Here is a 15,362-nt window from a genome sequence, read left to right as displayed (position 1 = left end):
AGAAGCCTAGCGTCGAAAACTTTGGCTTAGTGTTGATGAAAATCATCATCTGATAAGCTTAGTGCTTTATCTAAAAGTTGGGCGTCGACTTTTTTACTGGTTTCAACACCTAGCTGCTGCATCTGATGAGCTTGGCGAATAACATTACCTTTGCCGGTTGATAACTTGTTCATTGCACTAGTAAAGTTTTTATCGGCGGACTCTAAGGCGCGACCCAGCTTATCCATATCGTCTAGGTAGCCGCATAACTTGTCGTAAATCTTACCCGCTTGTTTAGCGATCATTTGTGCGTTTTGATTTTGATATTCATATCGCCAAATATTGTTAATAGTTCTTAGTGCCACGAGTAAGTTGGTCGGACTGACTAACATAATATTGCTTTCAAGTGCGTAATTGACCAAGCTTGGGTCATGCTCAAGTGCCAGTAAAAACGCAGGCTCTAGTGGTATAAACATCAAAACATAATCTAGACTCTTTAAGCCATGTAGCTTTTGGTAGTCTTTCTGACTTAACCCCTTGATATGTGCACGTATTGAAATAATGTGCTCTTTAATTGCTTGGGCGCGAACTTCATCATCATCGCTATTAAAGTAGCGCTCATAGGCAATAAGCGACATTTTGGCGTCAATAACAACATCTTTGTTTTCTGGTAAATGCACAATGACATCGGGCTTAAAACGTTTACCACTGTCGTTTTTAAGATCGGTTTGAGTGTCGTACTCATGACCTTCACGCAGTCCACTTTCTTGTAATACCCGCTCAAGGATCACTTCGCCCCAGTTACCTTGTTGCTTGTTGTCGCCTTTTAATGCTTTAGTTAAGTTAACAGCATCTTGGCTCATCTTTAAGTTAAGCTCTGTTAATGAGTCTAACTGGTGCTTTAACGCGCTACGTTGGGTTTGTTCGTGTGAATATGAAGCTTGAACCTGCGCTCTAAAGCCTTCAATTTGCTGTTTAAAAGGGGCTAATACGCTGTCGAGTTGCTGATTATTTTGAGTTTGTAGCTTTTCGCTTCTGGCTTCAAAAATTTTGGTCGCTAGATTTTCAAACTGGGCATTTAAGCGAACTTCAGAATCCTCAAGCAGTTGAATTTTATCGTTTAAAGCTTGTTCTTTTGCTTCAAAACTTGCACTTAAAGTTTGCTGCATCGCATTGGACTTAGACAAGGCTAATTGGGTTTCCATTTGCTTGCGTTGGTTATCTGCTAAAGATTGTTCGAGAACTTGGGTACGCTCTGCTTGCGCTTGAGCCTTACCTAATTGCTCTAATCTAAATTCGAGTTTGTCTTGGTATTGATCGATAGTCAGCTCTTTTTGGTTGACGATTTCCTTGAGTTCCAAAACCTCATTATTAAGCTCGAGTTTTGTTTGTTCCATTTCATCCATTAACTGGTTTCTAACGTATTCCCATTTACTGCGCGTTTTACGTTGATTGAACAGGGCACCAATTAACATAGCTAAGAAGGATATTGCAGCAATAGCAATAATTTGTGGGGTGGAGAATGCAAGCTCTAAAGGCATGTGAGAAGGCTCTTAACATGATGAATGAGACATTAGAGTGGCATGGCGATTTAAACACTGCAAGCATAAGCAGATGAATAATTAGATAAGTGCTGCAGACATAATCAGCTGTTAACGAAATGTAATTTAAAACTAATGTGAAACCTTTCTCGGACTTAGTCGGTCTGATTAGGTAATAGCATATATTGAGACAAAAGGATGGAAGCGGCCAATGAATATAAAAAAAACTGCTGCGTGGGATAAATTTACCAGTCGGGACATCACGCCTGAAGCTGTTTACCAAGATAGACGGCGGATTTTAAAACAAATGGGCTTTATAGGCGCGGGTGCGCTGTTGTCGTCTCATGCTAATGCGGGCGTGTTCGATCTATTTTCAAGTGATGAAGAAAAAGCGGCTTTTTTAACCAAGACACTGCCTTTTGCTAAGCAAGCACAATATGATCACTTGTTGTACGGCGCGTTAACGCCTGAATCAAAAATCATATCCCATAATAATTTCTATGAGTTTGGCACAAGTAAGACAGATCCTGCTGAAAATGCTCAAGAGCTCAAGGTTGAACCATGGAAGTTAGTGATTGATGGTGAGGTCGATAAACCTATGACCTTAGATTACGACGACTTGCTTAAACTCTTCCCCCTAGAAGAGCGTGCCTATAACTTTAGATGTGTAGAGGCGTGGTCGATGGTGATCCCTTGGGTGGGATTTTCATTAGCTAGCTTGCTTAAAAAAGTCGGCGTCAACAGTAAAGCTAAGTATGTGGCGTTTGAAACGCTGTTTGATCCAGAACAGATGCCAGGGCAGCGTAATCGTTATACTGGCGGTGGAATTAATTATCCTTATGTTGAGGGACTCACGTTAGCAGAAGCAATGAACGACCTGACTTTTATGTCTGTCGGCTTATACGGTAAGACCTTACCACCGCAAAATGGTGCACCAATCCGCCTAGTTGTGCCTTGGAAGTATGGCTTTAAGAGTATCAAATCGATTGTGCGTATAAGGTTAACTGACAAACAGCCGCCTACCTCGTGGAATCAATTAGCTGCTAATGAATATGGTTTTTACGCTAACGTTAATCCTGAAGTGGATCACCCTAGATGGTCACAAGCGTCTGAGCGCCGCATTGCAGAGGGCGGATTGTTTTCTGCCAAGCGTATTCCTACTTTACCATTTAATGGTTACGGTGAGTTTGTGGCAGATCTTTACAAAGGCATGGACTTAAGAAAATTCTATTAGCCTTGTAAGAGAGATGGATAAAAATAGCGTTAATATAAGTCATGTTAACGCTTACTATAAAAGCTTCATAACTCTATTAAGATTGTGAGTACAAATAAGTTTGTGAGTAAAAGTTTTATCAAATAATAAATATTATCAATTGTTTAGTATCTATAAATACTTTGATGTTGGAGAAACCTATGGGGCTAACTCGCCGCTCTTTATTTTGGCTTAAAGTGCTATTTCACTTAATTGGTACACTGCCCATAGTGTATTTAGTGCTTAAAGTAATGACCGATAATGCGGGCGGCGACCCCGTGCAATACATTATCCATTTTACAGGAATTGGAGCATTAAACGCGCTTGTGGCGACGTTAACGATTTCTCCGTTGGCAAAACGACTCAAACAAGGATTACTGCTGCAAACAAGGCGGTTAGTAGGCTTGTATGTGTTTGCATATGCAAGTTTGCATGTGTTGGCATTTTTTAGTTTAGATCTTTTATTTGCTTGGTCATTATTTTTTGAGGAGGTTATTAAGCGTCCTTATATATTAGTCGGTGCGAGTGCATACCTTTTATTAATAGCTTTGGCATTAACTTCGTTTAAAGGCGTGATGCGCAAGATGGGGCGAAACTGGCAAAAGCTACATAATGGGGTGTATTTAATCGCGATTTTAGCCGCGGTGCATTTCTATTGGTCGGTCAAATCAGAAGTGATAGAGCCGGCTTTGTATATGTTGATTTTTGCTTTCTTACTAATAATCAGAACTAAAAAAATCAGCAAAATTAAACATAAAACCAGTGCTCCTGTTTCAAACAAAATACCAGCAGCTGCAGCTAAAAAACAGCCTCAAACTTAAGTATTGATAGTGTGGGGCTTTTGTCTTTTGTTTGTGTTTGTGTTTGTGATTTTTGTACTTTGGTCTTTGATTTATACGCTCTGTAACTAACAGCGATTTTGTAGGCGAGGCATTTTAACTTGTTGAAATTAATGGGGTAATGTCATACGTTAGCATGCGCTTGAGTGACGTACGCTAAGTGCCTAAGTGCCTAAGTGCCTAAGTGCCTAAGTGCGGCGCTGATACTCACTCTGATCCCTGTTACGGTACGAGTGGTGTACTGAATTTAGAGCGTGATATTTCGCATGGAAGAGTAAATCAGTTTGCAAAGGACTGATTAAAGCCGATGACCCATTATCGTGAGCAAGGGAAGATAGCTCTTGTTTAGTTAAGGTTTGTGTAAATTTAAGGTGTATTTAAAATTGGATACTGAATAAAAACCTAGTATTAAATTAATTCATGTTAGTTAAGTTAACTTGTTAGAGTGCTCCACTTTAGTGAAAGCGTGAAAGCGTGAAAGCGTGAAAGCAATAAAGACTAGGTAAGCCCTTCCGTAGGCTTAAGCGCTGATAGCGATCATGACATAAAGTCGTTATCGATGCTATAAATCCGCTTTACAGAGCAAATACACAAGATTTATGAATTATGCAGCTATTATGTTTACTGCCAATTGATGATTAATGCCTGTTGGCAAAGTGTTTAATCTCACTTAACAAACAAATCTCAATCGCTATTTCTATTCAAATTATAGAGCAATTATTTAAAGTGATTATCTAAAGGAACTCTCGAAAGTAACGCCTAAAAGCTATTTATGCTTTTTACCCGCTATTTAATCGGATAGGTTTCGCTTAGCCGCAATAGCATCATTGAGTATTAAACATAATATGCGATTACGAGTTTAGGCGTTTTCTTGCTGCTTCATAATTTGAACGACTTCATCATAAGAGATATTAAACTGGCGAGACAGATTAATAATCTTAGTCTTATAAGTTTGAATGTTCTCATGTTGAGCCAATAATCTTTTTTCATTCTCAACAAGCTCATTAACGGCTTCTTGTAGGATAAGCAAACGGCGTAAATTAAAATCGAGAGAGTCGATATATTTTAACATTTGTGTTTTATTACGCGCTTGCTCTAAATCACTTGAATGCTTTTTATCATAACCATATTGGTCAAGCGCAGCGATGGCACTTTCTAATTCAATATTATTGTTCATTTTTACCTACGGTTAACGGAAGGAAGTTTGGTGTTCATACGTTGTACAAGATTATAGTTTGTATTTTGGCACTGTAAAAGTCCATAGTGTATAAATAATCGGTAAATTACGGCTTTATTACTTGGGTTTATCCCTTTGACCTGTCAATCTAGATAACCATTCACTTTGTGCAGGGAGGCTTGATGTTAGATCTGTTACCTGATTTATTTGATGCTTATGCCGATAAACTGACCTTAATAGCGCCAATGTTTGTCTCTTATGGCAAAAAGGAATGCTTTTGGGGAGAGGTGGTCACAGTTAAGTGCTATCGCGATAACTCTAAGGTTAAAGAGGTTTTACTGCAAAACGGCGATGGCAAAGTATTGGTCGTCGATGGGCAAGGAGTGACTGATTGTGCATTGCTAGGAGATATGATTGCTACTAATGCTGCTAAAAATCAATGGCAAGGAGTGATTATCTATGGCTGTGTCAGAGATGCTGCAACCCTAAAAACTATCGACTTAGGAATAAAAGCAATTGGTGTAAATCCCATTAAAACTGAGAAAAAAGGGATTGGTGAAGTCAATATCGCTGTAGAGATCTACGGTGTCATCATTTCGCCTCAATCTTTCATTTATGCTGACGCAAACGGCGTGGCTGTTTCTAATGAATTTTTAGATATAACCGTGCTAGATTTATAACAATGACTTCGTAATAACAGATGGAATCTGCTATGAAATTTTTAAAATGGTTTTTCATTACAATCTTAGGATTGGTTCTCGCATTAGTCCTTTATGTAACGGTAATTTTTGACCCCAATGATTTTAAACCGCAAATCGTGGACTTGGTTAAGCAGGAAACTGGCCGGGAGTTGGCAATTGGTAGTGATCTCTCTTGGACGTTCTTCCCAAGCTTAGGAATAGAGTTGGGTGACATTAGCTTGTCAAATCCAAGTGGGTTTGAAAATGCATCAATGGTAGCCGTCAATCAAGTTGTTGCTGAAGTGGCATTGATGCCGCTATTTAAAAAAGAAGTCGAAATTTCGCAACTAAACCTTGATGGTTTAACCCTAACATTAGAAACCCAAAAAGACGGTAGAACTAGCTTTGATGGCCTCACTAGTAATCAAACCGCCAAGAGTGATGCTGAATCATCAACTGAGCCGGCGAACTCTTCTAAGGCTAGCCTAGCTAAGCTCGATATTGGTGGCATTGCAATTACCAATACTAAAATCACCAATATTGATCGTCTAAATGCAACTGAACAAGTTTTCACATTAAAAGAGCTGACATTAGGCCGTTTTCAATTAGGCCAATTTGCCCCTGTTAAATATGAGTTTTCCGCAGTCATGCCGGATATGGAATTACTCAGCCAAGGAGAAGGTCAAATTAAAATTGCTCAGGATCTCAACACGGTAACCATTAACGAGTTTGTGGTGAAAAACCAAGTCAAAGGGGCTAGTTTACCGAGTGGGCAACTGCAAGCGGATTTAAATACTTCAGTTGTGGTGGCATTAGATAAGCAAACAATGAACTTAGTACTTAGCAGCTTTAGCGCTGCTAATATCAATGCCTCAGGCTCATTAGATGTAGCTTACGGTAAAAAAGTGCCTAATGTTGTGGCTAAACTTGAAGTTGGTGATGTAGATCTTGATGCTCTGTTACCAGCTGAATCAAAAGAAACAAATGACAAGTCGCAGCAGAAACAAAGTACAGCTAATGCCGTTGAGCCGGATCTTACTGCGATGAAGTCGGTTAATTTGGATGTCGATGTGCGTGTAAAGTCAGTGAAAGTCGCCAACCTTAAAACGCAGAACTGGGTCATGCAGCTAGTGATGCAAGGCGGGGTTGCCAATATGAAGCAGTTATCGGCTGATTTATATGGCGGTAAGATTGCTGCCTCAGCAACTGTTGATGGACGCAACAAGGTTGCTCAATATCAATTTGATAAACGTTTATCAGGTGTAGATATTCGTGCTTTATTAATAGATATGGCTGAAGTTGACATGCTTGATGGGACAGCAAACTTTAACGTAGCCGGTAAAGGTAAGAGCTTATTACCTGATAATTTGAAGAAAAACTTACTTGCCAATGGTAAATTTGAAATTGCGGATGGTGCCATTCATGGGGTAAATATTCCACAAATGATCAGACAAGCTAAAGCTAAGATGGGCGGCGATATGTCTTCAGGCGTTGGCGCTACAGTGCAAAAAACTGACTTTACCAGCATGACGGGCTCATTCAAAATTGCGCAAGGGGTGGTATCAAATCCTGATCTGGATATGGCATCGCCGTTAATACGTTTAAAGGGCGCTGGTACTGCTAATATCATCAACGAAGCATTGGATTATAAATTAACCACTTCGGTAGTCGGTTCGCTTGAAGGGCAGGGTGGCGATAAGCGCGACGCACTTTATGGTGTGGAAATTCCATTTGCGATAAAAGGGACAATGTCTGAGCCTAAGTTCTCACTTGATACTAAAGCGCTGTTAGACTCAAAACTAAAAGAAGAAACCAATAAGTTAAAAGATAGCTTACTGAAAAAGTTTGGAGGTCTGTAAATGTTAGTTAAAACGTTACTTCCTCTTGTAGGCTTGAGCTTGATTGGTTGCTCAGGCCAACAAGTTGGAGAGGCTGTTACTGAGCCAGCACTATTGCAAGCGCCACAAGCTAAAGAGCAGACTGCTGAGAAGGTTACAGCGCCAAACCTACAGCCTCAAGGTAAGCCAGTTTTACAACCCGTTGTGGTTACAGATGCTACTAAAGTTAAAATTGCTGATAGTGGTGCCAATAATAGAGGCTCAAAAAAGGATAGCCCTATGGATCAAGGATTGTTAGAAGCCAAACTATTAGTGACTGACAAAGCAAATGTAACCCTGCAGTACACGAATAATCAGTCATATGGCGTGCCGCTGATGTTTATGTCTGGCATGACGGCAGATCTTTGGTTATTTGACTCACAAGGCCGCAAGATCTGGGCATGGTCAAATGAGATGATGTTTACCCAAGCAATACGCGAGACCGTGATGCCTGCGGGGAAAACACAAAACGTGAAATTTAAAATTCCAGCAGAAGTCGCAGCTAAAATTGGCAAGGGCTATCGTTTAGAGGCCGTGTTTGCTGGTAAAGCTACAGAGTCTCAAAAGCCTGCGATGTACAAAGTAACTTACAGTTACTAACATTATAACCAGCAATACCGTTAATATACGGTGGTATAAGTAAAATAGAAAGGCGACCTTAGGTCGCCTTTCTATTTTGCAGTTGGTCTTTATACTCTAACTTTTATGCTCTAACTTTGGTCATATCTACATACAGTTTGAGCATTTGTCCTGGCTGAATATATTTACTCTTTTCAAGTGAGTTCCAGCGCACTAAATCATTAACGCTAACGTTAAACTTGCCTGCGATACGAGCTAATGAGTCACCGTTACGTACCTTGTAATTAACAGTACGCATTACTTCGCTTAAGCCTTGGCTGTTTGAACGCGTACCTGACCAAATTACTAGCTTTTGACCAATTTGTAGCGGATCTTTTGGTGCCATGCTGTTCCAGCTCGCAAGCTGTGCAGTTTTCACTTTATGCTGCTTAGCAATTTTCCATAGTGAATCACCAGACTGAACCTTGTAGGTGATCTTGCTTGAACCGCGCGCTTTATTTTGCTGACGGTTTAAACGTTGATCGGCAGATAATAAGTATTCATCTAAGTTCTTAGCTGAAACAGGAATTAGCAAAAACTTACCTGCAACAATAGTATTGCCTTTAATGTCATTAACTGACTTTAACGCAGATACCGTGGTTTTGTAACGTTTAGCAATTAATCCTAGGCTATCACCTGATTTAATTTGATAACGTTCCCAGTTAAGGCGCTCGTTAGTATGGGTTTTATTGAGTGCAACTTTAAAAGCATCAGCTTTATCAACTGGCAATACCAGTTTATGTGGCCCTTCAGGCGCCGTTGCCCAGCGGTTGTATCCTGGGTTTAGCTTGTGTAGCTCTGATGTCGTCATATTGGCGATATCAGCTGCAAGTGCTAAATCAATTTGGCTACCAATATCCACAACTTCAATTTGTGGCTCGTTGCTAATAGGTGTGAGCTTAATGCCGTACTTATCAGCATTTTTAATCACATCGGCAAGTGCTAAAAGTTGTGGTACGTAACGCTCAGTTTCGCGTGGTAGGTTCAAGCTGAAAAAATCAGTTGAAATGCCTTTTTTAGCATTACGCTTAGCGGCATTAATCACTCGACCTTCACCAGTGTTATAGGCAGCAATTGCGTATAACCAGTTTTGCCCCGTTTTACCATGCAGGTATTCAAGCATGTCTAGTGCTGCAGTTGTTGCTGCTGGTACATCACGACGACCGTCATACCACCAGTTCATCTTTAACCCAAAATGGCGAGCCATAGGAGAAGTGAACTGCCAAAGGCCAGACGCGGCACCGTGTGAATAGGCAAACGGATCAAACGCACTTTCTACAATTGGCAGTAAAGCTAGCTCAATCGGTAGATCACGCTTTTCAATCTCTTCAACAATTAGATACATGAACGGCGTTGCACGTTCAGATACACGCTCTAAATGCTGTGGATGCTTGATATACCAGTCACGGTATTGGCGTACTAGCTTTTCATCTGGTACTTCCATCTGCATGTCGAGGCGAATGCGTTGCCATATATCAGTGATCTCAACTGTTTCTACTACTTCAGGTATAACAGGAGCTACTTTGACTTGTTCTATTGCTATCGGAGTAGCAGGGATCCCTTCATCAGTCTTCTGGCTGTCTAAAGTTTGACAACCTGTCAGCAGGGCAATCCCCCCTGCGACGAATAAAAATGGTACGCGCATCTAAAATCTGTGTCCTCTAATTAGGCTCAAAAAAGCCAGAATAAATCTGGCTTAGTGGCGCTGGAATAGCGGGCTATTGTAGATTATTTTTTAGAAATTGTCTTTCCATTGACGCAGAAGTGCGAAGCTTTGCAGCGTATTTGTTATAGGTTGTTGGAATTGAACGGCTAAAATTTGTTGAATTTCTGCACAATCTGCCCGTAAAAATGGGTTTATTGCCTTTTCGAGGCCAATTGATGATGGCAAGGTAGGTATATTTTGTGCACGTAATTGATTTGCTTGTTGCACATATTGTTGCAGCTTTTGGTTGCTTGGTTCTGCTGCACAAGCAAAGCGTAAATTTGCTAACGTATATTCATGAGTGCAGTAAACTTTGGTTTGTTCTGGCAGTTCACTTAGCTGACTTAATGATTGATACATTTGCTCAGCGGTTCCTTCAAATAATCGCCCACAGCCACCGCTAAACAGGGTATCACCGCAAAAAAGTACATTGTCAATTAAGTAAGCTATGTGGCCTAAGGTATGCCCAGGAACCTGAATGATTTTTGCTTCCAGCCCTAAGCCCTCTAAAGTGATTTTTGCCTGTGTCGCTATTGGACGGTTAATCCCTTGGATATTCTCGGCTTGTGGGCCATATACTGGAATATCTTTACCAAAATGCTCGCATAGTGCTGCAATTCCGCCTGTATGATCATGGTGGTGGTGGGTAATGAGTATGCCCTGTAGAGTCAACTGTTTGCTGGTGACATAGTCAATCACAACTTGTGCGTCACCTGGGTCGACCACATAAACACCTGTACTTTGCTCAGTTTGCAACGCCCAGATATAATTATCGTTAAAAGCGGGAAGTGGTGTGATCTGTAACATACTGAAACTCTCTAAGTAAGAAGTAAATCGCTCGAGTTAATTTATTTGAGCACTAATTTGAGGACTAATTTGAGCACTGAAACCAGTTTACTGAGCAAAGCAGTTGCTTGTATACCGCTTTCGTTATTAAAGTAGGGTATTAAGGAATTTGGAGATTGATTTGTCGCAATCTGAATTAGCATTAAAGCCTTCTCATTGGTCAGAACTACCTAACGGAGCGATCATTCGTGAAAGCCTCGAGGAAGCTCTATCACCTTGGTGGCCACGAATTTTTGGTTATTACATGCTTAACTTGGGTCCATTAAGCCAGAAAATCGATAAAACCAATGTGGGGATTAATCGGCAGTATGGGTTATTTGATGAGCCTCAAGCCCATATTCGAGGTGATTACAGCCAATTACCTATTCAAAATGTCAGTGTTGATGCCGTAGTGATGAACTTTATTTTAGAGTTCGAAGCAGACCCTTATCGACTTCTGCGAGAAATTGACAGGGTATTGGTATCTGGCGGCCATCTTATTATTAGTGGCTTTAATCCACTAAGCCCAATGTTTATCGGCCAAATCCTACCTAAGCATCAGAATGAGATCCCTTGGAATGGACGATTTTTCACGCCATCACGGGTGAAAGACTGGCTAGGGTTATTGGGTTATCAAGTCGTTGCAGATGAACGTTTATTGCATCATCACCTGTTAAGTGAAGTCAAACCCGACAATATTTGGTCCCATGCACTTAAATCTTGGTTACCAAGTACCGGCAGTGTTTATGTGCTGGTAGCTAAAAAACTTGAAAGCCCGTTAACACCAATTCAAGCAAAGCGAAAAGTAAAGCAACCTAATTGGTCAACAGCGCCGAGTGCAGGGCGTACGGGCCATGTTTCGAAATCGTCAAATCAACCATAAGAACATCAATGCGAATAACACTAAAACAGTTAGCTATTTTTGAAGCGGTAGCGCGCAGCGGCCAAGTGGCTAAAGCGGCAGAGTTAGTTAATTTATCTTCTCCTGCAGCATCAATGGCATTATCTGAGCTGGAAAAGCAGCTCGATACGCGGTTATTTGAGCGAATTGGCAACCGCTTGCGTTTAAATTCGCAAGGTAGTTTATTGTTGCCATTAGCAACCGAAGCTTTACAAAAAATTGAGCAAATAGAGCATGCGTTTTCTCCTGCGGGAGCTGAGCTTGGCGGGAATTTGAATGTCAGTGCAAGCTCAACCATAGGTAATTACTTATTGGCTAAATCAGCAGTGGCTTTTTGTCAGCAGCATACTAATACGTTGGTGAATGTAGATATTGATAATACTCAAGCTGTGATAAATGCGGTGTTAGAGTTTAGAAGTGAAATGGGCTTTATTGAGGGACAATGCCTTGATAGCCGTATTGCCGTTGAGGCGTGGCATAAAGACAAATTACTGGTGTTTTGTCATCCTGCGCACCCATTAGCAGGACAGAGCGTTGCCCCGAGTGCGCTACATGATATGCCCTGGGTAATGCGTGAAGAAGGCTCTGGTACTCGTGATTACTTTGTTAATGCCGCGAACGCCCTTGATATACAGCCGCAGGAAAAGTTTCGTTTCTCAACACCCGATGCGATTAAACAAGCGGTTAAACAAGGCGCTGGGCTAGGGGTGTTATCTGAATTAACCCTTGAAAAAGAGCTGATTCGTAAAGAGTTAGCCGTTATTCAAGTCGAGGGATTATCACTAGAGCGCAAGTTCTATCGCATACACCACAAAAGCCGTAACTTTACGCCCATCGGCTTAGAATTTATTAAATTTAATAAGATGTTCCTAAATACCGATGGCTGAATGTAAAAGCGGACTTTAATTGAGTCTTGTTAGATTTAGCTTCAATAACCTAGATTTAATCGTCTAGCTTTGCTGCGCGATGTAACCTGTGTCTTCTAGCGTTGGTTTTGCTTCAGCGGCTTTACGAGCAAGGACATCACAGCGCTCGTTTTCGGTATGGCCTGCATGACCTTTTACCCAGCGCCAATCAATTTGGTGCAGCTGTGATACGGCATCAAGTCGTTTCCATAAATCGACATTTTTTACCGGTTGATTGGCAGAGGTGATCCACCCTTTGCGTTTCCAGCCGTGGATCCACTGTGTGATCCCTTGGCGCATATATTGGCTATCGCTGGTCAATATAACCTGACATGGCACTTTAAGTACTTCAAGTGCGATAATAGGTGCAAGTAGCTCCATGCGGTTATTGGTTGTAAGGGCAAAACCCTCGGCAAGCTCTTTTGTTTGCTTTTTATACTTTAAAACGATGCCATAACCACCAGGGCCAGGATTTCCGAGGCAAGAACCGTCGGTATAGATAGAGATCTGTTTCAGTCCAGTCATCAAGTTGCTACCATAGCTATAATTGCTGGGCGAGTATACCCAAAATATTTAACTGAGAAATGTATAAATTCATATGAACATTGTTTCAAGCGCGAAGCGTCAAATTATTCTCGATACCGAAACGACAGGTATGAACCAATCAAGTGGTCCAATTTATTTGGGGCACAGGATCATTGAAATCGGCTGTGTTGAAGTCATTAACCGCCGATTAACTGGGCGTCATTACCATGAATACATTAATCCGCAACAAGCGATTGATGAAGACGCAATTGCAGTTCACGGTATCACCAATGAATTTGTTGCTAGCAAGCCTAAGTTTCATGAAATTGCCCAAAGCTTTATTGAGTTTATTGATGGCGCCGAAATTGTGGCACATAACGCGAACTTCGACGTTAGCTTTATGGATCATGAGTTTTCAATGCTGCAACCATTGGGGCCGAAAACCACAGATATTTGTCAGGTTCTCGATTCGCTAGAAGTCGCTAAGTTCTTGCATCCAGGTCAAAAGAATAACTTGGATGCCTTATGTAAGCGCTATGGCATTGATAACTCTGCACGTGATCTCCACGGCGCATTACTCGATGCTGAGATTTTGGCCGACGTTTACCTATTAATGACAGGTGGCCAAACCAAATTTAACCTATCTAGTGAAAAAGCAGGACAAGAGGGCGGTGGTATTCAGCGCTTAAGTATTGATAGAACAAAACTTAAAGTGATCTCTGCATCGGCCGATGAATTAGTAAGACACGAAGAGCGATTAGATTTAGTTGCTAAGTCAGGACAATGCCTCTGGCGCGGATAATCTCATTTTAAGAGTCTCTCTATGACTAGAAGAGTTACCATTTTTACGGCTTGCTTTATCGGCTACTTTTTATTTAGTGGTATCGCTGCATCAGAAGTGTTGCTATCTAAGCATGCGGCTGAATTAAAAAATCGATTTCGAATCGATCATATGGTTGAGTCCGTTACGTTACTCATTCATAGAGAATACGGCAGTGCACCTGTGATTATTGTGCGCCCTGACGGGAGTAAGTGGTATGTTGACCGTCACCCTGACGCCAAGGTTACTTGGATGGAAGGATTAACCGGTGACATGATTACTATCAAGCAACCAATGCCAGGGCCATGGCAACTAATTGGGCAGGTGGTTGAAGGTTCGGTGATCGATAAGATCACCACACTATCTATTGAAGTCGAGCCAATCCCTAAACCTTTATTTCAAGGTGAGCGTTTAAAATTAACCGCGCAATTACTTGGCGATGAGCAAAAAGTTCGCTTGCCCGGTCTTGATTTTATGATGAACTGGACAGCGCGTTTTATTAGTGAAAATAATCCGACTGATGAGAACTACGCCGCAGGAACATTTATTGTGGGGGCCTATCGTGATAACGGTGAGTCATTAGATGAACGCCCTGATGACGGTATATTTACCAGCGATTTAGATTTAGATCAGCCATGGGGCGATTATCGACTACAAATCCAAGCCAAAAATGCGGTACTAGACCGTGAATACAATGATTCATTCAGGCTTTTGCCGCAGCCAATTACTGTTGAGCTGCTCACTCCCGATGATCCTAACTTAGGTATTTGGACGTTAGAGATTAAAGTCGATGACACTTTAGTTAAGTTAGACGAGACTCATTTAGATGCTGAAATCTTAGGGCCAACGGGTAAAACAGTACCTGTGACCATGACGGACTTTACTCAATCGACAACTGATTTCGTTCTGCCTAAAGTGATTGATTTTGGTAGTTATCATTTAAAAGTGAATGCAGTCACGACAACATTGACTGGTCGTGAGATTTATCTGCAGTTACCAGAGCTATTTTTTAACCTTGTTCAACCTCCGGCCCCCCCACCGAGTAAAGAGGAGCTTGCTGCCAAAGCCGAGGCTATTGCTAAACAGCAGGAGCAGCAAGCTAAAGATAAAGCAATCTTCTGGATGGCGTCGGTCAATGGTGGCCTAATTGTATTGGGTATTATTGTTTTATTAATTGTTCGTAAGCGCAGTAATCTTAAAAAAGCGTTAGCGGCAACAGAAGCAAGGTTAGAAAAAGAAGTACAGCGAGAGAAAATGTTACTTGAGCTTGATCAGATAGATTTAACCATGCCAGAAGAAAACCAAGACACTTCAGCTAGAAAAACATAGATTTAAACCGCTTAATGTTTAAGTTTACGGCGGATTGTTTGTTTTTTAGCTATACAGTTGGCGGCAGCAAAAAAAATTATTGACGGACTACCTCACTCTACGTATTATTCACCGCACTTGATGTGGAGCGGTAGTTCAGTTGGTTAGAATACCGGCCTGTCACGCCGGGGGTCGCGGGTTCGAGTCCCGTCCGCTCCGCCAATCAAGTACTAAATTTTAGTTATTTGTTAGTGACATAACGAGTGACCTTAGCAATCATAGTAATGATTTCTAAAAATGTTTTGGAGCGGTAGTTCAGTTGGTTAGAATACCGGCCTGTCACGCCGGGGGTCGCGGGTTCGAGTCCCGTCCGCTCCGCCAATTTAAAGTAAGACAAGGTTATTTGTTAG

General features: G+C 41.4%; 14 protein-coding genes and 2 tRNA genes. 11 read left to right on the top strand and 5 right to left on the bottom strand.

Annotated elements, in window-relative coordinates; translation table 11 throughout:
- Positions 1–26: 26 nt before the first annotated feature.
- Positions 27–1,520 (bottom strand): DNA recombination protein RmuC, encoded by a 1,494-nt coding sequence (gene rmuC, locus L2740_RS17595; RefSeq protein ID WP_248951379.1) that lies wholly within the window; start codon positions 1,518–1,520, stop codon positions 27–29.
- 211 nt (positions 1,521–1,731) lie between these two features.
- Between rmuC and msrP the strand changes: the two genes are divergently transcribed.
- Entirely contained in the window at positions 1,732–2,754 is a 1,023-nt protein-coding gene (gene msrP, locus L2740_RS17590; RefSeq protein ID WP_248951378.1) for a protein-methionine-sulfoxide reductase catalytic subunit MsrP, read from the top strand.
- Positions 2,755–2,933: 179 nt separating this feature from the next.
- On the top strand, positions 2,934–3,593 hold the full coding sequence (gene msrQ, locus L2740_RS17585; RefSeq protein ID WP_248951377.1) for a protein-methionine-sulfoxide reductase heme-binding subunit MsrQ: 660 nt from the start codon (positions 2,934–2,936) through the stop codon (positions 3,591–3,593).
- A gap of 877 nt (positions 3,594–4,470) precedes the next feature.
- Here the strand turns inward: msrQ and L2740_RS17580 are convergent.
- The gene (locus L2740_RS17580; protein ID WP_248951376.1) at positions 4,471–4,788 is read right to left on the bottom strand and encodes a hypothetical protein; all 318 of its coding nucleotides are present in this window, start codon (positions 4,786–4,788) and stop codon (positions 4,471–4,473) included.
- A gap of 182 nt (positions 4,789–4,970) precedes the next feature.
- Between L2740_RS17580 and L2740_RS17575 the strand changes: the two genes are divergently transcribed.
- Genes L2740_RS17575 through L2740_RS17565 form a run of 3 tightly spaced genes read left to right on the top strand, consistent with a single transcriptional unit; the run spans position 4,971 to position 7,945 of the window.
- Positions 4,971–5,468, top strand: coding sequence for a putative 4-hydroxy-4-methyl-2-oxoglutarate aldolase (locus tag L2740_RS17575; protein WP_248951375.1), 498 nt, complete (start codon positions 4,971–4,973; stop codon positions 5,466–5,468).
- A 32-nt stretch (positions 5,469–5,500) separates the two neighbouring features.
- Positions 5,501–7,327 carry an AsmA family protein gene (locus L2740_RS17570; protein WP_248951374.1) on the top strand — a complete coding sequence of 609 codons (1,827 nt, stop codon included), beginning with the start codon at positions 5,501–5,503 and terminating at the stop codon, positions 7,325–7,327.
- Entirely contained in the window at positions 7,328–7,945 is a 618-nt protein-coding gene (locus L2740_RS17565) for a BsuPI-related putative proteinase inhibitor (RefSeq protein ID WP_248951373.1), read from the top strand. It begins immediately after the preceding gene.
- Positions 7,946–8,048: 103 nt separating this feature from the next.
- Here L2740_RS17565 and L2740_RS17560 read toward each other — a convergent pair whose 3' ends face one another.
- Positions 8,049–9,608: a lytic transglycosylase gene (locus tag L2740_RS17560; protein ID WP_248951372.1), complete on the bottom strand. Its 1,560-nt coding sequence runs from the start codon at positions 9,606–9,608 to the stop codon at positions 8,049–8,051.
- A 90-nt stretch (positions 9,609–9,698) separates the two neighbouring features.
- Positions 9,699–10,475 (bottom strand): hydroxyacylglutathione hydrolase, encoded by a 777-nt coding sequence (gene gloB, locus L2740_RS17555; protein ID WP_248951371.1) that lies wholly within the window; start codon positions 10,473–10,475, stop codon positions 9,699–9,701.
- Between the two features lie 160 nt (positions 10,476–10,635).
- Between gloB and L2740_RS17550 the strand changes: the two genes are divergently transcribed.
- A complete protein-coding gene (locus tag L2740_RS17550) occupies positions 10,636–11,376 on the top strand; it encodes a class I SAM-dependent methyltransferase (RefSeq protein WP_248951370.1) in 741 nt (246 codons plus the stop codon).
- A gap of 8 nt (positions 11,377–11,384) precedes the next feature.
- Positions 11,385–12,281, top strand: a complete 897-nt coding sequence (locus tag L2740_RS17545; RefSeq protein ID WP_248951369.1) for a LysR substrate-binding domain-containing protein — start codon at positions 11,385–11,387, stop codon at positions 12,279–12,281.
- A 63-nt stretch (positions 12,282–12,344) separates the two neighbouring features.
- Here L2740_RS17545 and rnhA read toward each other — a convergent pair whose 3' ends face one another.
- Positions 12,345–12,824, bottom strand: a complete 480-nt coding sequence (gene rnhA / locus L2740_RS17540) for a ribonuclease HI (RefSeq protein ID WP_248951368.1) — start codon at positions 12,822–12,824, stop codon at positions 12,345–12,347.
- A 73-nt stretch (positions 12,825–12,897) separates the two neighbouring features.
- On the opposite strand from rnhA, the gene dnaQ reads away from it, so the two are divergent.
- From dnaQ to L2740_RS17520, 4 genes are all read left to right on the top strand, one after another.
- The gene (gene dnaQ, locus L2740_RS17535) at positions 12,898–13,626 is read left to right on the top strand and encodes a DNA polymerase III subunit epsilon (protein WP_248951367.1); all 729 of its coding nucleotides are present in this window, start codon (positions 12,898–12,900) and stop codon (positions 13,624–13,626) included.
- A gap of 21 nt (positions 13,627–13,647) precedes the next feature.
- Positions 13,648–14,973 (top strand): TIGR03503 family protein, encoded by a 1,326-nt coding sequence (locus L2740_RS17530; RefSeq protein ID WP_248951366.1) that lies wholly within the window; start codon positions 13,648–13,650, stop codon positions 14,971–14,973.
- A 124-nt stretch (positions 14,974–15,097) separates the two neighbouring features.
- A tRNA-Asp gene (locus L2740_RS17525) sits at positions 15,098–15,174 on the top strand.
- 82 nt (positions 15,175–15,256) lie between these two features.
- Positions 15,257–15,333: transfer RNA gene (locus L2740_RS17520), tRNA-Asp, on the top strand.
- Positions 15,334–15,362 lie beyond the last annotated feature (29 nt).

The organism is Shewanella pneumatophori (assembly GCF_023283895.1).
In the GTDB taxonomy this organism is placed as follows: Bacteria; Pseudomonadota; Gammaproteobacteria; order Enterobacterales; family Shewanellaceae; genus Shewanella; species Shewanella pneumatophori.
Note: the sequence above shows the minus strand (reverse complement) of the source record. Positions and strands in the feature narration are given on the sequence as shown.